Annotated in this window: 18 protein-coding genes and 1 tRNA gene; 6 read left to right on the top strand and 13 right to left on the bottom strand. The window is 38.9% G+C overall.

Features of this window, described 5'->3' with window-relative positions; translation table 11 throughout:
* Positions 1 to 9: 9 nt before the first annotated feature.
* The 5 genes from ACTWQM_RS05470 to ACTWQM_RS05450 all read right to left on the bottom strand — a co-directional run bounded on the left by ACTWQM_RS05470 (position 10) and on the right by ACTWQM_RS05450 (position 4,651).
* Entirely contained in the window at positions 10 to 516 is a 507-nt protein-coding gene (locus ACTWQM_RS05470) for a methylated-DNA--[protein]-cysteine S-methyltransferase (protein ID WP_443257178.1), read from the bottom strand.
* Between the two features lie 163 nt (positions 517 to 679).
* A complete protein-coding gene (gene queG / locus ACTWQM_RS05465; RefSeq protein ID WP_443257177.1) occupies positions 680 to 1,825 on the bottom strand; it encodes a tRNA epoxyqueuosine(34) reductase QueG in 1,146 nt (381 codons plus the stop codon).
* A gap of 14 nt (positions 1,826 to 1,839) precedes the next feature.
* Entirely contained in the window at positions 1,840 to 3,543 is a 1,704-nt protein-coding gene (locus tag ACTWQM_RS05460; protein ID WP_443257176.1) for an ABC-ATPase domain-containing protein, read from the bottom strand.
* 130 nt (positions 3,544 to 3,673) lie between these two features.
* Positions 3,674 to 3,747: transfer RNA gene (locus ACTWQM_RS05455), tRNA-Gly, on the bottom strand.
* Between the two features lie 214 nt (positions 3,748 to 3,961).
* On the bottom strand, positions 3,962 to 4,651 hold the full coding sequence (locus ACTWQM_RS05450; RefSeq protein ID WP_443257175.1) for a Crp/Fnr family transcriptional regulator: 690 nt from the start codon (positions 4,649 to 4,651) through the stop codon (positions 3,962 to 3,964).
* Between the two features lie 149 nt (positions 4,652 to 4,800).
* On the opposite strand from ACTWQM_RS05450, the gene dat reads away from it, so the two are divergent.
* Both dat and ACTWQM_RS05440 read left to right on the top strand, forming a co-directional pair.
* A complete protein-coding gene (gene dat / locus ACTWQM_RS05445; RefSeq protein ID WP_443257174.1) occupies positions 4,801 to 5,664 on the top strand; it encodes a D-amino-acid transaminase in 864 nt (287 codons plus the stop codon).
* 62 nt (positions 5,665 to 5,726) lie between these two features.
* Positions 5,727 to 7,724: a S9 family peptidase gene (locus ACTWQM_RS05440; RefSeq protein ID WP_443257173.1), complete on the top strand. Its 1,998-nt coding sequence runs from the start codon at positions 5,727 to 5,729 to the stop codon at positions 7,722 to 7,724.
* Between the two features lie 273 nt (positions 7,725 to 7,997).
* Here the strand turns inward: ACTWQM_RS05440 and ACTWQM_RS05435 are convergent, their stop codons facing one another.
* The 7 genes from ACTWQM_RS05435 to ACTWQM_RS05405 form a co-directional block, all read right to left on the bottom strand.
* Positions 7,998 to 8,957 (bottom strand): alpha/beta hydrolase, encoded by a 960-nt coding sequence (locus ACTWQM_RS05435; protein WP_443257172.1) that lies wholly within the window; start codon positions 8,955 to 8,957, stop codon positions 7,998 to 8,000.
* Positions 8,958 to 9,082: 125 nt separating this feature from the next.
* Positions 9,083 to 9,571 carry a DinB family protein gene (locus ACTWQM_RS05430; protein WP_443257171.1) on the bottom strand — a complete coding sequence of 163 codons (489 nt, stop codon included), beginning with the start codon at positions 9,569 to 9,571 and terminating at the stop codon, positions 9,083 to 9,085.
* A 60-nt stretch (positions 9,572 to 9,631) separates the two neighbouring features.
* Positions 9,632 to 10,747 carry an ABC transporter permease gene (locus ACTWQM_RS05425; protein WP_443257170.1) on the bottom strand — a complete coding sequence of 372 codons (1,116 nt, stop codon included), beginning with the start codon at positions 10,745 to 10,747 and terminating at the stop codon, positions 9,632 to 9,634.
* Positions 10,744 to 12,012 carry an ABC transporter permease gene (locus ACTWQM_RS05420; protein WP_443257169.1) on the bottom strand — a complete coding sequence of 423 codons (1,269 nt, stop codon included), beginning with the start codon at positions 12,010 to 12,012 and terminating at the stop codon, positions 10,744 to 10,746. The genes ACTWQM_RS05425 and ACTWQM_RS05420 overlap by 4 nt, the downstream gene beginning before the upstream one ends.
* A gap of 15 nt (positions 12,013 to 12,027) precedes the next feature.
* Complete coding sequence (locus ACTWQM_RS05415; RefSeq protein ID WP_443257168.1) at positions 12,028 to 12,960, bottom strand: ABC transporter ATP-binding protein; 933 nt, start codon at positions 12,958 to 12,960, stop codon at positions 12,028 to 12,030.
* A gap of 205 nt (positions 12,961 to 13,165) precedes the next feature.
* Positions 13,166 to 13,801, bottom strand: coding sequence for a response regulator transcription factor (locus ACTWQM_RS05410; RefSeq protein ID WP_443257167.1), 636 nt, complete (start codon positions 13,799 to 13,801; stop codon positions 13,166 to 13,168).
* Positions 13,801 to 14,892: a sensor histidine kinase gene (locus ACTWQM_RS05405; protein ID WP_443257166.1), complete on the bottom strand. Its 1,092-nt coding sequence runs from the start codon at positions 14,890 to 14,892 to the stop codon at positions 13,801 to 13,803. Before ACTWQM_RS05405 ends, ACTWQM_RS05410 begins: the two co-directional genes overlap by 1 nt.
* 118 nt (positions 14,893 to 15,010) lie before the next feature.
* Between ACTWQM_RS05405 and ACTWQM_RS05400 the strand changes: the two genes are divergently transcribed.
* A complete protein-coding gene (locus ACTWQM_RS05400) occupies positions 15,011 to 16,114 on the top strand; it encodes an SDR family oxidoreductase (protein WP_443257165.1) in 1,104 nt (367 codons plus the stop codon).
* Between the two features lie 114 nt (positions 16,115 to 16,228).
* Positions 16,229 to 16,387, top strand: a complete 159-nt coding sequence (locus ACTWQM_RS05395) for a hypothetical protein (RefSeq protein ID WP_443257164.1) — start codon at positions 16,229 to 16,231, stop codon at positions 16,385 to 16,387.
* Between the two features lie 290 nt (positions 16,388 to 16,677).
* Here the strand turns inward: ACTWQM_RS05395 and ACTWQM_RS05390 are convergent, their stop codons facing one another.
* Complete coding sequence (locus ACTWQM_RS05390; protein WP_443257163.1) at positions 16,678 to 17,172, bottom strand: DNA-deoxyinosine glycosylase; 495 nt, start codon at positions 17,170 to 17,172, stop codon at positions 16,678 to 16,680.
* A 124-nt stretch (positions 17,173 to 17,296) separates the two neighbouring features.
* On the opposite strand from ACTWQM_RS05390, the gene ACTWQM_RS05385 reads away from it, so the two are divergent.
* The gene (locus ACTWQM_RS05385; RefSeq protein WP_443257162.1) at positions 17,297 to 18,232 is read left to right on the top strand and encodes an NADP-dependent oxidoreductase; all 936 of its coding nucleotides are present in this window, start codon (positions 17,297 to 17,299) and stop codon (positions 18,230 to 18,232) included.
* A 515-nt stretch (positions 18,233 to 18,747) separates the two neighbouring features.
* The gene (locus ACTWQM_RS05380) at positions 18,748 to 19,224 is read left to right on the top strand and encodes a CotY/CotZ family spore coat protein (protein ID WP_443257161.1); all 477 of its coding nucleotides are present in this window, start codon (positions 18,748 to 18,750) and stop codon (positions 19,222 to 19,224) included.
* Positions 19,225 to 19,448 lie beyond the last annotated feature (224 nt).

Here is a 19,448-nt window from a genome sequence, read left to right as displayed (position 1 = left end):
TACGGGCCATTATTTCGCTTCATGAGCTAATAAGTATTCTTTCTTATCAAGTCCACCATTGTAGCCAACCATTTTACCGTTTGCTCCAATCACACGATGGCATGGTACAACAATCGAAAAAGGGTTTTTGTTTACTGCACCACCTACTGCACGTATTGCTTTTGGATTACCGATTGTGTCTGCAATATCTTTGTACGTTTTTGTTTCTCCATATGATATGGTGTCGTATAAAGCTTGCCATACCTTATGCTGAAAGGGGGTACCATGGAATGTAAAGTCAAATGAGAAGTCACTGCGTTTGCCCTTGAAATAGTCTTGGAGTTCCGTTTTGACATGATCAACGGTCCCAGGATTATGGGTGAATACCGGATTATTAAAATAACGTGCACTCCACTTTTGCATTTTCACTTCCATTTGATTAAATGATCCATATTCTATTCGAACAATGTGCTCACCATCACTAATAATTGTCAACGGACCAACTGGTGATTCCGTCTCATCATAGTATAGTTCCATAACCAAATCCTCTTTCCGTATATTTTTTAGGATGTTTTCTAAAAGTTGGTTGCTATTGATCTAAATTGGTTATCCTTAGTCAGTATCGCGATTTATATCAATTACTTGTTAAGATAAATTGCTTGAAAAAAAGCAACAAACTCTTAGAGTACAGCTAAGCATATTAAGTGGTGGAAAACTCCTGTTGAAAATTCAATCCTTTTTCCATTTCAAATAAAACCTGTTCATCTGTTTCTTTTTCCATTGCTTCCATAATTGCTTCAAACGCCTCATCGGTACCAATTTTGCCAAGTGACCATGCAGCAGTACCTCGAATTACCGGACGAACATCGTTTTTCATTACCTCAATCATTTCATCAACAGCCGTAATGTCCTTGAAGTGACCGAGTGTAATCAAAGCATTTCGCTGTAACGGTTTCTTCCCTCGCCAGGAACCCGCTATATGACCAAACGTTTCCTTAAATTCACGGTTGGAAATCCGAAGCATTGGTTTTAATTTTGGTTTTGCAACATCTGGTTCTGGTTCAAGCTCTGGATGATTATGAAAGTCTACCTTCTGGTTATACGGACAAACAACCTGACACGTGTCAAACCCATAAATAAAATTTCCGGTTTGTGAACGGAATTCATCTGGCATAAAGTCTTTTGTCTGCGTTAGGAAAGCAAGACAGCGCTGTGCATTTAACTGTCCACCTTGAACAAGAGCTCCAGTTGGGCAAGCATCCAGACATTTTGTACAGGAACCGCATCCATCTGCAAGCGGCGAATCAGGGACAAATGGTATATTTGTAATCAGTTCACCAAGATAAACGTATGATCCGAATTCAGGTGTAATAATAGAAGTGTTTTTACCACTGAAGCCAATACCAGCACGTTCTGCCACCGCACGATCTGATAATTCACCCGTGTCGACCATCACCTTATTTACTGCATCAGGGAATTTTTCCTCAATGAAGGCAGAAAGCTTCTCAAGCTTCTCCCGTAAAACAACATGGTAGTCCACACCCCATGAAGCCCGGCAAAATATCCCGCGGCGTTCATCTTTCGTACTTTTTGGTGCATCCTTAATTCGTGAAGGGTAGGCGATTGCTATCGAAAGGATTGACTTTGCCTCTGGTAGTAACCGCTCTGGCTCCGTTCTCTCATCCACAGACCCTTTTTCGAAGCCTGATTGATAGCCAAGCGACTGCTGGTGCCGTAATCGTTCCTTCAATTCACCAAACACATCAGCAGATGCAAATCCTATCTTATCGATGCCTATTTCTTTGCTGTAGTCAATAATCTCCTGCTTCAATTGGTCTGTATTCAACGGTAACCCTCCTTCTATTGTTGCGTAACCTTAGCTGTACGAATTCGATTTAACACTGCAGCAATTTCATACCGGCGTGGTCGTGCGATATCACCTGGATGCTGATTTTTAAACGTCGTAAATGACGCTAATCCACTTTTATCCATCTGTTCTTCAAGATCATCCAGTAGTTTATTTAACGATTTAGCACCAAGCCCATTAGTTCGATCCAAATATTGAATAATCTCTGCAATCATGCGTGTTTGCGAGGAATCCACAAGTTGCTCGGTATCATCAAATGATATATCCGTCCGCCCCATGATAATTTTGGTTAAGCCTTTCGCCTGTGTTTTCGAACGACTTCCTTTATTAGTCTGCAGCGAATTCTGCTGAAAGTTACGCTCAGCAATTTCACCAAAAGCTTCGTCCAATAATGTATCACGGTATAATGGGTATTTTTCCATTATTTCCTTTGCATCATTCGTTACATTATAAGGGACATATGCTTCCATCATAATAATCGAATCGGCCACAGCAAAATAATCACCGGATCCTCCCATTACAAGAATTGTTGATACATCAAGCTGATCACGCATTTGTCTTATTTTATCAATAAACGGGGTAATTGGCTCTTTATCTTTTTTTACAAGCTGTTGCATTCGATGATCACGAATCATAAAGTTCGTCGCACTGGTATCTTCATCGATTAGTAATGTGGCAGCTCCTGCTTCTAATGCTTCCATTACATTTGCGGCCTGTGACGTACTTCCGCTGGCATTCTCAGTCGAGAAGAAATGTGTATCCTGTTTGTGAGGCAAATTATTAATAAATGGTGAAATATTAACACCAGTAACTTGTCGTCCATCCTCTGCACGAATCTTCACAGCATCTGAATCAGTAAGTACGTACTCACGTCCATCACCTTTAGTATGTGAATATACTCCTCGTTCTATTGCCTGTAAAATCGTACTCTTACCATGATAGCCACCGCCAACAATTAGTGAAATACCTTTTTTAATTGCCATTCCTTTAATCGGTTCAGATTGATGCGGCAGCTGAATTTCCACTTCATCTGCAGCAGGACTTTTAAATGGAATCGCGTCTTTCAATGGCCGGTTGCTAATACCACTTTCCCTTGGCAAAACAGAACCGTTAGCAATAAAAGAAATCCAATTATTCTGGCGCATTTCGCTACGAATAGCTTCCTGCTGATCAGCAAGCTCAATGACTTGATTAATTTCATCATCCGCAATGGCGAAAATGGAATTTTTAATTATCGTTGGAATGGCATGTGAAAATAACTTTTCCGCCTCTCTTCCATTAATTTTTCGCCCATTCGCAGGCAATCCCACAGAAATACATACCGTTATAGATGCTGAATCAATTTGAACAGCGCTGCGCTCCAGAACTTCCTGTCCAGGCTTATCAAAAAGAATCTCTCCACTCTTTCCAGATCCCTTGATAAATTGCCCACCCTTTGCAACAGCTACACCAACTTTGCGGGCAAGCACATTCTCGGCAGCAACCTTGCGCGCCTGAGATTCGAGCCACTCACTTTTGACCTGGCGTTTTTGAACTGGAATGACAACACGTATCTTGGATGGTGTGGCGAATGGATCACCCTGCACATAATCTATATATAAATCAAAATCATCAAATGTGTAGTGACCTTGAACACTTTTATATGCTTTATAGCCCTTACCATCAATCTGTTTTAAGTTTTGCATTAATTTTTTCATATATAAATCCCTCAAATTATCGTAGTTATCTTAAGAATACAACTTTCATTGATTTAAGTTCAAGTTTTATAATGAAAAAACGCAATGCTTCGTAGGATATGTTACGAAACACTGCGTTATGACTTATGTATGGAGCGGGTGATGGGAATCGAACCCACGATATCAGCTTGGAAGGCTGAAGTTTTACCACTAAACTACACCCGCACTTCACCCGTATCTTATGTACGATGAATGCTCCTTTTTTCAAGAACACTATTTATTATACCAACTCTATCAAATCGAATCAATAGTTTTTTATTATTATTTTATAAAATACTGGCATATCAACAATCGAACATGAATAAAAAAATATTTTTATAATTAATGCCACTTTTCTTCATCCACATTCGATTGTCATTATAAGAGATAGCAGGTTTAACTAAATAGCACAATTCTGAACACCACATTGTTCACAAACAAGTATTCTTCTGAAATAATTCATATCTTTAAGTATAAAGTGTTTATTCAGATTGTCTATAATTCCTTGTTCTTTCCATTTATTCACAATACGACTAACTGTTTCTCTTGATATACCAATATGTTTGCTAATATCCTGAATCATAATTGGATCTGTTAGCTGTATACCTTCAGGAGTTACGATACCACATGTGTTGGAATACCGGACAAACACAGATGCGACTGCACCTTCTGAGCCAAATGCGATATAATCACGCATTTTTGCCTTACTAGCTTCCAAGTTCTCAGCAACCCAGCGCGTAAAATGAAGACCTAACTTTCCATTTTGTGCCATGCTCTCTTCAATTTCATGACGTGTAACCGAATACAGTGCACTATCCTGAACAGCTTGTGCAGAATTGGAGTAATTAGCTCCACTAAAAATACCGATTTCACCGAATCCATCATTTTTGCTACGTGTAAAAATAGTAATATCTTTATTTGCACCGAGGTTTTTAAAGACTCTTATCTCACCTTGTTGTATAAAATACAAGTGATCAGCAGGACTTCCCTCTTCAAAAATGGACTCACCTTTTTTTACACTTATTTGTTTTGCATTCGCCATGAGAATACTGTATTCATGCTTAGTAAGTCGTTCCAATATTGGTTCCAATTATCGTCACGCCCCCTTTTACTAACTTCTATCCCCATTATAAAGGGGGGATAAAACAAATTCCGTGATATTTATCACTATTCAACAAAACATTTACATAAAGTGAAAGAAGATATAAAATAGTCATAAGTTTCAAGGAGGGGAATAGTATGTCTGTCTATCCAGTAATCATATCACAAACAAATTTTGTAAATCGTGAGGATCTTAAATATCCATATGAAGAGCGTGGATTACAGTTTGGTGATGGTGTATATGAAGTAATCCGCATCTATAATGGTACGTATTATCTGCTTGAGGAGCATGTAAATAGGCTGTTTCGATCTGCGGAAGCAATTAAAATTGAGTTACCATTCACCAAAGAGGAAATAACAAATTTGCTGCAGGAATTATTAGACAAAAATTCTATGACAACAGATGGAAAGCTATATTTACAGGCATCACGCGGTTCTGCACCACGTGAACACACTTTTCCAGCCGATGTTCCAGCAAATGTTTATGCATATATGGAGGACTTTCCTCGCAATCTGAAAAATTTATCCGATGGCGTTTCTACCATTACACAGCGTGACGTCCGCTGGGAAAATTGCTATATAAAGAGCTTAAATCTATTGCCTAATGTTATCGCAAAACAGGAGGCAAAAGAGAATGGCAGCTATGAAGCTATCCTTCATAAAGACGGAGTCGTAACTGAGTGCAGTTCCTCCAATGTTTATCTAGTAAAAGATGGTAAAATTTATACGCATCCTGCCACAAATAATATTCTGCATGGTTGTGTACGTATGCGTATTGAAAAATTCACGCGCGATTATAATATACCACTAATAGAAGAGGCTTTTTCTATCAGTGATATATCAGCAGCTGATGAATTGTTTTTATCCAGCAGCACTTCAGAAGTCTTGCCAATTGTTAAGGTGGACAGTGACCTTATAGGCAATGGCCGTCCAGGAAAAATTACAGCGAGACTACAGGAAGCATACGAACTGGATGCCAACTTAGCTAAACATAAAGTCTAGTCTTTTGTTAATCAAAAGGCTTTTCTTTTTTAATAGTATATATTTTCGAAGGAGGACATTTCTTGAATACAACGAAACGTGCATTAGCAGCAGAAGATTTGTTTAATATTGATGTGTACAGTGACCCCCAGTTCACACTAAAGGGAGACGCCTATACATTTGTTTCCACAACAGCCAACGACGACAATGAATATACATCACAGTTATTTCTTCAAAAATTAAATGAGGCTAAACCAAGCCAGTGGACCTTTGGTGAAGCAAAAAATAACAATCCCTCCTTCTCACCTGATGGAAAGAAAGTTATATTCCAGTCGACTAGAAGTGGACTTCCTCAGCTATGGATGATACATACAGATGGCGGCGAAGCAAAACAGATCACAACATTTAAGAATGGTGCCACAAATCCTTCCTGGTCAAGGGATGGCAAGTATATTGTTTTCAGTGCATCATTGGAAAAAGATGATGATGTAACAGCCCAACAAGAACAATCAAAAGAGGAACGCCAAAAATTAAAGGAAGAAAAAAATGAACAGCCAATTGTAATCAACCGCTTGGATTACAAATCGGACGCACAAGGATTTTATGATAATAAGCGAACACAGCTTATTTTATTCGACGTTGAGAAAGAAATTTTCCAACAGTTAACAACAGCAGATGCGAACCATAACCTTGAGGATATAACACCCGATGGAAAGCAGATTCTGTTCAGTGCCAACTTGAATGACGATGCTGATTATGAGCTCACGAACGACCTTTATCTTCTGAACCTTTCAACAAAAGAAACGAGAAAATTAACGACCGGACATGGTGCATACGGGAGTGCACAGTTTTCACCAAGTGGAACAAAAATTGCCAGTTTTGGCCATGAATATGCATACCAAGGTGCAACACTAAATGACCTGTATGTGTTTGAAACAGAATCGGCTCAAAGGACATGCTTAAGCAAAGAATGGGATATCCAATTAGGTGATGCGCTGATTGGTGATACCAGACTCGGTCAATCAACAACAGGACCAATATGGGACGAAGCAGAAGAACATTTATTTTTCCTGGGAACTGATTTCGGTGCAACCGGGCTATATCGAGTGAACCTGAATGGTGACCTCGAAGTACTGTATAAAGACGACAACCATGTTTTTGGGTTTTCCTACAGTGCTGGCACCTTCATCCTTGGTATTAGCACTCCAACAAACCCATGCAATTTCTATCAATTAAATAGCGATGGGAAGCTAACACGCTTAACCAACGCGAATCAGGAGTTTCTAAGCAATGTATCATTAAGTGAACCAGAAACACTGACCTATACTGCAGAAGATGGCTGGGAAATTCAGGGCTGGCTATTACATCCATATGGCTTTGTAGAGGGCAAAAAATACCCATTCGTACTGGAAATTCATGGCGGTCCACATGCGATGTACGGCCAGACATACTTCCATGAGCTACAATTACTTGCTGCAAGAGGCTATATTGTTTTGTATACGAATCCCCGTGGCAGTCATGGATACGGGCAGTCATTCGTTGATGCCTGTCGTGAAGACTACGGCGGAAAGGATTACACCGATTTGATGAGTGCTGTTGACTATGCCTTAAAAGAATTTGACTTCATCGATAAAAACCGGCTTGGCGTAACTGGCGGCAGTTATGGCGGGTTTATGACAAACTGGATCGTTGGTCACACAAATCGATTTAAAGCAGCCGTTACCCAGCGCTGCATTAGCAATTGGCTAAGTTTTTATGGAGTAAGCGATATTGGCTATTTCTTTACAAAATGGGAACTCGGCAAAAATCTAATGGATAACCCCACTAAACTATGGGATTTCTCTCCATTGAAGTATGCTAAAAACGTGGAAACACCACTGCTTATTGTTCATGGCGAGCAGGATTTGCGCTGCCCAATTGAACAAAGTGAACAAATGTACACCACATTGAAGCATTTACGTAAAGAAGTTGAATTTGTCCGTTTCCCAGGAGCTAACCACGAATTAAGCCGGAGCGGAAAACCAAAAATGCGAATCGCCCGCCTAAACCACATAACAGGCTGGTTTGAAAAATATTTGTGATGCGCTGATGTTGCAGGTTGATCGTATCGGTGGGCGATATACCTTGGTTCGAGTTGATATACCGCTGTCCCGGTCGATATATCATGGTTCGGGTTGATATACCGCATTCCAGGTTGATATCCTCGATTTCGAGTTGATATCCCGCTTTCCAGGTCGATATCCTCGATTCCCGACCGATATCCCGCTTTCCAGGTCGATATCGCCATATCTCAAGTTTATATAACTGCAAAATAGAAAGGTTTTCCGCCGACCAGGTGGAAAACCTTTTTATTATTATTCTTCCATATACTGTTCCAAGAACGAATTCAACTTAGTAATATATTTCTCTTTCTTCGTTGCGAATGCTTCCCCATGACCTGCTCCGTCTACTGTCATAATCTCCGCTTCACTTTTCGTATTTTCATATAATTTAAATGCCATTTTGGTTGGCACAAAGCTATCAGCATTACCATGAATATACAATATCGGCACGTCAGCTTTCTTAACTTGCTCCAATGAAGATGCTTCTGTAAAGGAATAGCCTGCTTTCGCTTTGGATACTAGACTTGTGCTCGGTAGAACAGGGAATGCCGGTATGTTATACATTCGATTCATCTGATAGGAAAACATATCCTCTACACTTGTATAGGGACTATCAGCCACAATTGCCTTGACGTTATCAGGAAGCTCCTCGCCACTTGCCATTAGCATTGTTGCTGCCCCCATTGAAACACCATGAAGGACAATTTCTGTATCCTGACCATATTTATTTAAAATCCGATTGATCCAATCAACATAATCCTTACGATCATGCCAGCCAAATCCAATGTACTCACCTTCACTTGCACCATGACCCCTGGCGTCTGCCATAAAAATATTATAGCCAAGCTTTTCATAATAATATTGGCCGTATAATCCCATATCCATCGCGTCACCCAGGTAGCCGTGTGCCATAACAACAACTTTATTAGTTGGTTGTTTTGCCTCTAAAAAGTAACCCTGCAGCTTCAACCCGTCATACGAAGACATCGTCCATTCATCAAAATTTTGCTCGCCGACCCAATCACGCCAGTCACCTTCAAGGAAGACATCCATTGCTTCAGCGGAAACTTCCAAGTCTTTATTTCCTTGTAAGAAATCTTTTTCATTACGATCGATTGCTAAATTATAAAAATAGAAGCTCGCAATAATATCTATAATAAGTAGAACACTTAAAATTCCTACAATAATTTTCAGCCATTTCTTCTTTTTCACAAGAGCTCTCCTTTCTACAATACTCTAACTCTATTATACTAAAAATTAAAAACAATTTCGCCCTATATAGTCTGGTACTTCTTTACAATAGAAAAACGAGCAACAATATGTCGCTCGCCTCATCCTCACAGCCCTAAATCTATTTTCACTTCTTTCACCTGTTCCGTGTGCCGCTTTTCATGATACCCCACGAATGGTATCCACTGTTTCAAACTCATTTGACCGAAAACCGGATGCTCAAATCCTTTCTCCGCCAAGAATTTTTCATCCGATGTCCCAGCCAATTCCGACAATTCGCTATGTGTCGTTTCTAGCTTCTGTTTCAATTCCTCAAGCGAAGCAAACGATTCACTGGGTTGGGCAAATTCTGGAGCATCTACTTTCCTGTTCCGATCAACAGACAATTTGATTGGCTTATCAGCTGCATTAACTACTTCACCATGAGCCAGCTGACTTCGAATTTTTTTTGTGATTGCTCCCTCCATTAGATACAAGTGCTCGAGTATCTGCTTTATTGACCAGCTGTTTGCTGAAGGTTTTCTATTTAAATTTTCATCTGAGATTCCGTTTACTTCTGTTAAAAGTTCTTCACGTGCCTGATTATTAATTTCCAATCCATCACCCCTCACATACTTTTATTCTATCAGTGATATATTTCTTTTGAAAATAACAGGTCACACGTACCTCTTTTCCATTAAATGAATGCCAATTCCAGTCATCATGACACCCATCAGCAATAATATACTGATTGGAAATAATAAATCTTCCACCGGATAACCATAAATGGCTACACCATTTAACACTTCCATGCCATACGTAATAGGAACGATTTTCGACAAAAATAACATAAACTGGGATTGAACAATTTCAATCGGCCAGTAAGCCCCGCCAATCATTGCCATACTCACAGCCACAATTGGAATCACTGCGTTAAATTGCTGAACTGTTTTAACCAAGCCTGTTATCAAAATGGATAGAGCAACAATTGCAAAAACATATGGAATAATCACAAGCAGCGACTCAATAAACCTTCCTTGAAAATTTACACCAATCCAATAACGAAATACCAGAAATACAATTACCACCTGCAGATATCCTGTGATAAACGTATAAACGAAATTTGCTGTATACATTTCCCACTTCCGAACTGGTGACAATATAACCCTATCCCAAATGCCATCCTTCTTTTCTGTCAATATATAAAATACATTATAGGCAATCGTATAGATTACAAAAAACAATGTAAATCCGAATAACGTATGGAATGTGTTATCAATAATAACCGCATTTGATCCCCGGAAATTGCTTGACTGTATACCAAATACCGGTTCATCTAAAGCTGCTTCCAAGTCATCCAGAACCTGTTCTTTTTTACTCAGTGTTGTTGCATCTGTCTCGGTAAGAATTTGGCTATATTGTTCTTTTTTCGTGTAAGCTTCCTTTATTGTTTGCTGAACCATCTTGGTATTTTGCGATGACATTCCAACAATCACATTAAAATCATCCTCCTGGAGCTCAACACCAACCTCAGCTTTTCCACTTGAGATTTGCCCCATCATCTCTTCTTCAGAAAGCCATTTAAAAGAATATGCATCAGATTCATCTAACATTTCACCTACCATCGACTCACGGACAGATTCATCAGCTGCATAAAGGGGAACACTGATTGATGTAAAGTTTCCGGACCCTCCTAAAATAAGAGCAAACCCAACCGACATGACAATCATAATCAAAAACGTCCATGGATTTCGCATAAACATTTTTATTTTTGCTAAGAAAATACCTTTCATGCCGTTTGCCCCCTCTTCGGAAAACTAAGTGCCGCAATTACAACAATCGTAACTGAAAACAGGCAAAGGAAAATAACATGCTCCCAGATTGAAGAAATAGGCTCGCCTCTAAGCACACTAAGATAAGCTGTCATCCCAGCACCATTAGGCGTTAAGTTACCAATAAATTGAATCGTCTTAGAAGTATCACCAATTGGAAAAAAGCTGCCCCCTAAAAAGGCAATAATCGTAATGACAATCGATTGAAAAAAGTTCGTTACTAATTCCGAATTAATCCGATAACTAATAGCAGTAAGCAAAACGGACAACCCTCCAACCGCTATTGCCAGACCAAATGTAACAATCAAGAACGCTAGAATATTTGGCCACGCTACCCCAAAGAGAATCCATGATACACCAAACACAATTAATAGATGAAGAAAGCCAAATACAGTACCAGCAATTAATACACCCGAAAAATAAACCCACCTTGACACGTTGGCCAAAATAATACGGTTAAAAACGTGGAGTCTTTTTTCAAGAAAGGCATAGGAACCTATTGTAGATGCAAGAAAAAGAACGTTCATGACAGCCATTCCAATTGCATAATAATTCTTAGCTGTCACAGGCTGCGTCTGGTCAATCGTCGTTATCTCACCAGAAATTGCTTCTGTATCAACCTGGATCGCTTCCATCGAAATACCCTTCTCACCGACAAAGCTTGTTAGCGATAATTGTTCCTGAAACTGCTGTAAAACCTCCAAAATAATCGTAGACCCCAGCTGTTTCCCTTCGTTACGGGATACGTTTAATGAAGTCTCGCCATCCCCCATTCCAAAGAAATTTTGAAGCGTGTGATATGTGAAATTTTCTGGAACTTCAATAACCGCTGTATAGGAATCATCATTCAGTATTATTTCCCGTTCAGAAGGCTTAGCGCTTTCCAATTGTACTAATTCCTTTAATCCCTCACTCCCAAAAACGGATTCTTTCAATAGTTTAATAGGGGCTAACTCTCCAGTTGCTGCTTGAATCGCTTCTACTCTTTCAAGAGGCACTCCACTGTTTTTGATATCATTTGCAAATCGGTTAACCTGTTCCACTTCATCTCCATGCTCAATAATGGCAACCTTGGCATCTATCGTAACTTCTTCACCATTCATTACATTCCCAAGCGCTGCACCTAAAATTGCAATTAGAATAATCGGAAGGCCGAGTAGCAGAAGCAGCTGCTGAGGATTACGCACCAATGTTAACCCTATTTTTTTCACAATCTGCCAGATCATAAAACCCTCTCCTCCCTAGTCCCGTAGCGCTCTTCCGGTAAGATGCAGGAACACACCCTCTAATGTTGCCTCCTGAACATCAACTGAATTCAATTCAATTTCAGCTTCCTCCGCATACTTCAAAATTGTACCGAACGCTTTTGTTTCTTTTGGCACAATTATTGTTACAGCTTTCTCACCTTCTGTAACACTATTTATCGTTGTGTCATTTCGAAGTAGTTGGACAAAAGTTTCATTTATCCGGTCAGACTTGATTTCAATCGTTTTTTCAGCTGAAAGAATTCGTTTAATTTCCTCATTCGTTCCAGACGCAATAAGGTTACCCTGGTCCATAATATAAATACGGTCACAAAGGAATTCCACTTCTTCCATATAGTGACTTGTGTACAATACAGTCATCTCTTTCTCACGGTTAAGCCGTTTCACCGTCTCCAGGATATAGTTTCTCGACTGTGGATCAATCCCAACTGTTGGTTCATCCATAATGATTAACTCTGGATTGTGCAGTAGCGCAACACCGATATTCAGACGCCGCTTCATGCCTCCTGAAAACTTTTTAACTACATTCTTACGCCGATCTGATAAGCCAATCAGATCCAGCACCTCATCAATTTTCTGTTTCAGTTCCACACCTGACATCCGGTAAATTCTGCCAAAGAACTGCAAATTCTCTTCTGCAGTCAAATCATCATATAATGCAATCTCCTGTGGCACCATACCAATCACATTCCGAATTGGACCGGGACTTTTAATAATACTGGAATTCTTAAATCGAACATCACCTGTTGTCGGTTCAATTAATGACGACAGTATGGAAATTGCTGTTGATTTCCCAGCACCATTTGGCCCCAGCAAACCTACAATTTCACCTTTCTCGATAAACATATTCAAATTTTTCACAGCGTAAAATTGTTTAAATTTCTTGGATAAATCAACTAACTCAAGCATCGTTACTTCCTCCTCTTAATTTATTATACGATGTCTTGTTAACGTCGCATACTGCCTCAAGTCACTAATAGTCATAAAAAGAGGATGACCTGCGTCACTTTTATCCTGGGATTGAAGTTGTCACATATCCGGTCGAAGTTCCCGATATCTGGTTGGAACCTCCTCTACACCCGCATTAAAAAAACTCCCCACTCACGCAGGAAGTCTAGCCTATATCATGTTTTACCGCAAAGATAGCCAGTTGTGTGCGGTCACGAAGCCCTGTTTTTTGCAGAATTTGAGTGATGTTATTTTTAACGGTACCGATTGATAAATACAGCTCTTCTGAGATTTCCTTGTTCGTTTTTCCTTCGCCAATCAAACGTGTTATTGTTAATTCCCTTGAAGTCAGATCAACATTAACTGCAGCATTGTTCGATGAACGTCCCAATAAACGTGGCATCACTTTTGCCGCTACTTCTTCATGAATTGTTAAACCTCCGCTCATAGAACTGTAAACAGCAGCAATTAATTTAGTCGATTCCGATGTTTTTAATAAAAATCCATTTGCCCCTTCTTTTAACGCTTGAAGTGCATATTCATCGTCATTAAACGTTGTCAAAATCAAGATTTTAACTTCTGGCCATCGCTTCTTTATCTTTCTTGTCGCTTCAATTCCATTGACCACAGGCATCCGCACATCCATCATGATAAAATCTACCATATGTTTTTCCAGAATATCCAAAGCATGCTGACCATTTTCCGCTTCATGGGTTACTGTAATATTTTCGTCCTGTTCCAATATTACCTTCAGCCCCTGCCTAACAATTGCCTGATCTTCAACTAGCAGCACACGAATCATTACTCTTCCCCCTCATTCACAGGAATCGTCCCTAATACAACAAATTTTTCTTCTGTTTGATAAACGTATAGTGTTCCATTAACTTCTTGCACTCGGTCTTTCATATTCGATAGTCCGAATCCAAATTCGAACGGAACTGCATCATAGATTTGATTCAAAACTTCGAATGAAATAGCTCCTGTGGCTGACCGGCCTAAATTAATATGTACTTCCTTTGATTGTGCATGGCGCATCGCATTGGTTAATGCTTCCTGAATGACCCGATATAAAACAACACTTCTATCATTGGAAAGTGGAACTGACAGCACCCCTTGCTTAATGGTGAACTGAACTTGAATGTTACTCTCTGCTTCAAGTTTACGAATCAAGTGAACAACCGTAGCCAGACCTTCATGTTCCTCACTTTGCAAAGTTTTTACAGCTTGCCTTGTCTGATCAAGACTACCCTGTGCCATTTCCTTTAATTCACTATATTCCGCTGCATTTTTTTGAATAGACAGCATTTCCAGTTTCATAATCAAAGCTGTTAATCGATGTCCTACCGAATCATGGATATCCCGGGCAATTTTCGTACGCTCTTCAAGACGGGCATCCCTTTCTGCCACCAGGTTCATCCTTTTTAATTTACGATACTCACCTGACATCTGTTCATACATCTCATGTTGCTCATTTTTTTCCAAATACAATCGGTTAACCGCAGTTACCATAAAGTAGAAGAAACTGGATAGAATAATTAATTCAACAACACTATCATTAAAATAAACAACCATCATTATGGATAATGCCAAATTAAAGATTAAATAGATGGTCAAATGCTTTTGCTTATGGCGATACACGGCAATAATTGCTAGAAAAAATAATAATAAAATTGAGTATGTAACTTCATCTATCAACATAATTCCATGAATAAAGATGATTACAGACAGACTAATGTAAAGAAAAAGCAATTCTTTCCGAATAGATAGAAAGAAAAATATTCCTAACGCAAGTGCTGCAATCAACAAACTTACAGATTGATTTTCACTGTGCCTGAAGATCAGCAAGGTCCAAAGTCCACAAAATATTCCAAACCGTACCCAAAAAATGCTCACTCAATTATCACCCGCCCCGTAGAAAAAGACTAGCAGAATTCTATTAATTTGGAAATATCTTCTTTAATGGTCTATCTTATACTATAATAATAGTAATTAAAATAAAAGGAGCGATTATATGAAACAGCATACATATTTTCTTACAGGCTACCCTGGTTTCCTTGCATCAAACTTAATTAAGCAACTTCTCCATGATCATCAGCAAGACATCAAACAAATCTACTTACTAGTATTACCCTCCCTCCAGGACAAAGCCACCAAAGAGATTATCAATCTGGCAAAAACCACCGGACATGATCCGAGTATATTTTCCGTTGTAACCGGCGATATCACAGAGCCAACCCTGGCACTTGAACACGATATAAATCGTGAAATACAGGAATCCGTTACCCATGTCTTTCACCTTGCAGCCGTTTATGATCTGGCAGTACCCAAAAACATTGCGTATAAAGTAAATGTCGATGGAACAGAAAACATATGTAATTGGGTAAAAACATTAGGAAATCTCGAGCGTTATACTTATTTTAGTACGGCATATGTAGCGGGAATGCGCGAAGGGAAGATTTATGAAAATGAATTAGCTGCGGGGCAGTCATTTAAGAATCATTATGAAGAAACAAAATATCATGCAGAAGTTTTAGTTGAGGAGCTTAAACAATCTGTTCCGACTACTATTATCAGGCCTGGTATTGTGAAAGGTCACTCAAGTTCTGGGGAAACCATCAAGTTTGACGGTTTATATTTTATGCTGAATTTGCTTGATCATATAAGTTTCCTTCCATTCCTCCCATATATGGGCGATGGTAAGCCAGAAGGAAACTTTGTACCATCTGATTATGTATTACGTGCAACAAGTTACCTTGCAATCGCACCTGTTGGCAAAGGGAAAACATATCATTTGACTGATCCAAATCCATACACAATGCATGAGTTGCAGAAAATACTCGCTGAGGCTTATTTAGGAAAGACACCAAAAGGTACGGTTCCTGTATCTTGGGTAAAAAGTTCCCTTTCAGCGGGGCCAGTGCGGAAGTGGCTTCAAGTCGAACTGGAAGCAATGGATTATTTCACAATTGATGCATCATTTGACTGTTCATCAGCAGTAGCGGATTTAAAAGGATCTGGGATTGTTTGTCCTGATTTGAAGGACACTATTGGACCAATGGTTGAGTTTTATCGAAAATACAAGCATGATCGCAGCAAGCACATACAAATTAACTAAACTGTTAAATTTACAGACTTATGAGAATATTGTACCATTTCCTAAAAATTACCACATTTTTGATTCCTTTTATAGTATAATATTTGGGACAGGTTATGCAGGGTGGCTTCAATTATGAAGTGGTGGAAGAGTTTTCTCTTATTACTTGGCGGCTTCAAATCCCCGATGAAAGGGGTTGAGCGAGTGATACCAGTTGACAGTGCTCTTGAGCTGATGTTAATGTTTGCCACACTCGTATTACTGATCGTCAACAGTAGCCACGGAAAAAAGTAATCACCCTGTCGTCTACGTAAACGTGGGATAATTACTTTTTTCGTCCCTAAACGGAGTCGCCGTACCTTGCGGATAACTGTCAGAGCCGCAAGTTGCAGCTTGCGGCTCACTAAATCCCCCGAAAAAAACAACCAATTTAATAATATTGCATTCCAATTAATTTTATTCACTTTTTTTTAAATTACCCAAAAAATTTTTTAATAGGTCATTAGTTGCTATTTCGAATACAGGGAATATAGTTTAATACTTTAGGCTTAATTAAATAGTATCACACCAGACTTTCTAAGTCATCACAAATAATCCAAAATTTCCCCCCACTCTTCTACCTTCCCATTAAAGTTCTTCGTATAACGTCCAGGAATTGGGCTGGTCGAAGGCAATTTTATAACATCAACTTTACTTGTATTAAAATTTTTCCTGAATGTTTCATATGATCTTCCACCATTACAAGCTATCAGGCGAATGCCTGGATAGTCGTTCAGCAATCCAATAATATCATTCGGTTCCTCATCTACAATATTAGCGTCAAGACTCCCTTCCCGATAACAAAGACCTATTATATCCCATAAAGCAAGCTGTTTACGTTTTACAAATGCGATCTTTTCATCATATTCAGTTATTGGCTCATGATCAAAAAGTTTAAAAAGAATATCCCAAAAATGATTGCGGGGATTTCCATAATACTCTTCTTTTTCCAATGAAATACCGCCTGGCATAGAACCCAGAATAAGAACTTTAGGGTTTGCAGGAAGCACTGGTTCAAATGATATTAATTTTTCAGCCACAATACGGATTCTCCTTTTTAGTTTATATTATCTTTATTAAATAACTCTAATCATCTTATGATTTATATTAAATCAAACGGGGAACAAATAACATATACAGCTACTCTTAGAAAGAAGGTATAAAATGAAAGCAATTGTCATAAATGAATACGGATCAGCTAACCAGTTGGTTGAGGAAGAAGTTCCAAAGCCAGTTATAGCCGATGATCAGGTATTAGTAGAACTTCATGCGACATCAATAAATCCAATCGATTGGAAACTGCGTGAAGGTTACTTAAAAGAAAAATTCCCGTTTGATTTCCCCATTATCTTAGGCTGGGATGCTGCCGGAGTTGTTAGTGAAGTTGGCCATAGTGTATCAAACTTCTCCGTTGGCGATCGTGTTTTTGCACGTCCTGCAACAACAAAAGATGGAACGTACGCTGAATACACCGCTGTTGATAAAAATCTGCTAGCAAAGATACCAGAGGAAATATCATTTGAAGAGGCTGCTGCAGTTCCACTTACCGGACTTACTGCATGGCAATGTCTGGTGGATATTTGCGACGTTAAATCTGACGACAAGGTATTAATTCACGCTGGATCAGGAGGTGTTGGAAGCTTTGCCATCCAGATTGCCAAAAGCTTCGACGCACATGTTGCCTCAACTGCCAGTGGGAAAAATGAAGGATTTCTCAAAGAATTAGGAGTTGATCAATTCATTAATTATCAAACGGAAAACTTTGAGGAAGAAATAACAGACTTCGACATTGTCCTCGATACAATGGGTGGCGGTATTCAACAGAAAAGCTATGATGTCTTAAAAGAAGGTGGAAAATTAGTATCCATTGCAGAACCTCCAGACGAAAACCTCGCTGAATCGAAAGGAATTAAAGCAAGCTTTCATTGGCTAGAACCTGATGGCAAGCAGCTGGCCAAGCTTGGTGAGTTGATGGAAAAATGGGAAATGAAAGCACATATTGGCCAAACATTCCCGCTTTCCGAAGAAGAGATGCGCGAAGCCCATAAACTAAGTGAAACACACCATGCAAAGGGAAAAATCGTTATAAAAATAAAATAGGGATATCTGAAGAGAACTTGTGAAGATTTCACAGGTTCTTTTAATAGGAAAGCAGACAAAGATCCAGGTGCGTTACCCAGTTCTTTTGCAAAATCTGTATCTTTCTTTTCAAATAGGATTAATTTGCCTAGAGAATCTTTGCTGCATCATGCATAGAATAGTATATTCCATATAGTTTTTCCTACGTAAAGAAGCTTTTGGGAGCATAAAAACTGGCTTTCCCTACATTAAGGGAGAGCCAGCTTTTTATTATGTTCAATAACCTAAAATCGTTAATCTAAAATATTTCATGACAATAGTTCTAACTTTTGGAAATTTAGGATACCCAATATTAATCGATTTATTCACCGATTAAACCACATTTAAAAAATTAGGCTATGATGGCAACAATCACACTACTAGACTATCCCCTAGAAGAAACTGAAAAAGGGGCTAATCTATCAGACGATTTGTCCTTTACGTTTTTTGGAGTCCTCCATATGCTGTAGTGATAGATGCAAAGGAGGTGAAATTATATGGGATGTGGTAGTAACAGTAACAATGATGTTGGTTTTGAGACAGATAACTGTGTATGTGAAGCATTACGTGAAATTTTAGCTGCTCAAGAGGAAAACAATAACAATGGATGTCCTACAAGTTGTGCAGGATTCGCATTAAATCCTGTCAGCAATGGTCCATCTACTATTCCTTTTGTTCTAACAACTAAAGCGAACACTTTATTTTATTCATTTGGTAATATTGCTGAGACTGACTGCTTCGTTAGCGTGTATTTCAAAGTAAGAGCGGTGGATGACAATTGCTGTGCAGTACTGGAAATATTGGAACCTAATGAGGGTAGAGAAATTTCTGGAAATGATTGTTGTGTACCTTTGAACCAAGTTTGTGCCGGTGGCGCTTTAGAATTAATGACAACAGGCCAATGTGTTACAGTTGATCTTAACTGTATTTGTGCAGTTCAATGTTTCGATCCAACAGTTGTAGCTAATGGTTAATTAATCAAGGTGAAAATGTGGTCCAATAAACGATACTTTCAAGCTCAGGTTCTCCCCCTGAGCTTTTTTTCACAGATAAGATAATATAAAAACTTTCATACTTTATTAGTCCAACTAAGGATTTCACCATTACAGTTTGCACATCAAATTGTAAGAAAATCTAGGGTATGCACAAAATCCAGGTATTCCTACTATATGAATGAATAATCTAAGTTTATCATTTT

Source organism: Virgibacillus sp. L01 (assembly GCF_052246775.1).
In the GTDB taxonomy this organism is placed as follows: Bacteria; Bacillota; Bacilli; order Bacillales; family Amphibacillaceae; genus Lentibacillus.
Note: the sequence above shows the minus strand (reverse complement) of the source record. Positions and strands in the feature narration are given on the sequence as shown.

Coding starts and splice junctions, on each gene's coding strand:
- ACTWQM_RS05470 (WP_443257178.1), bottom strand. CDS start 516: ATGGAACTATACTATGATGAGACGGAATCACCAGTTGGTCCGTTGACA.
- ACTWQM_RS05460 (WP_443257176.1), bottom strand. CDS start 3,543: ATGAAAAAATTAATGCAAAACTTAAAACAGATTGATGGTAAGGGCTAT.
- dat (WP_443257174.1), top strand. CDS start 4,801: ATGTCTGTCTATCCAGTAATCATATCACAAACAAATTTTGTAAATCGT.
- ACTWQM_RS05425 (WP_443257170.1), bottom strand. CDS start 10,747: ATGAAAGGTATTTTCTTAGCAAAAATAAAAATGTTTATGCGAAATCCA.
- ACTWQM_RS05420 (WP_443257169.1), bottom strand. CDS start 12,012: ATGATCTGGCAGATTGTGAAAAAAATAGGGTTAACATTGGTGCGTAAT.
- ACTWQM_RS05415 (WP_443257168.1), bottom strand. CDS start 12,960: ATGCTTGAGTTAGTTGATTTATCCAAGAAATTTAAACAATTTTACGCT.
- ACTWQM_RS05410 (WP_443257167.1), bottom strand. CDS start 13,801: ATGATTCGTGTGCTGCTAGTTGAAGATCAGGCAATTGTTAGGCAGGGG.
- ACTWQM_RS05400 (WP_443257165.1), top strand. CDS start 15,011: ATGAAACAGCATACATATTTTCTTACAGGCTACCCTGGTTTCCTTGCA.
- ACTWQM_RS05395 (WP_443257164.1), top strand. CDS start 16,229: ATGAAGTGGTGGAAGAGTTTTCTCTTATTACTTGGCGGCTTCAAATCC.
- ACTWQM_RS05385 (WP_443257162.1), top strand. CDS start 17,297: ATGAAAGCAATTGTCATAAATGAATACGGATCAGCTAACCAGTTGGTT.
- ACTWQM_RS05380 (WP_443257161.1), top strand. CDS start 18,748: ATGGGATGTGGTAGTAACAGTAACAATGATGTTGGTTTTGAGACAGAT.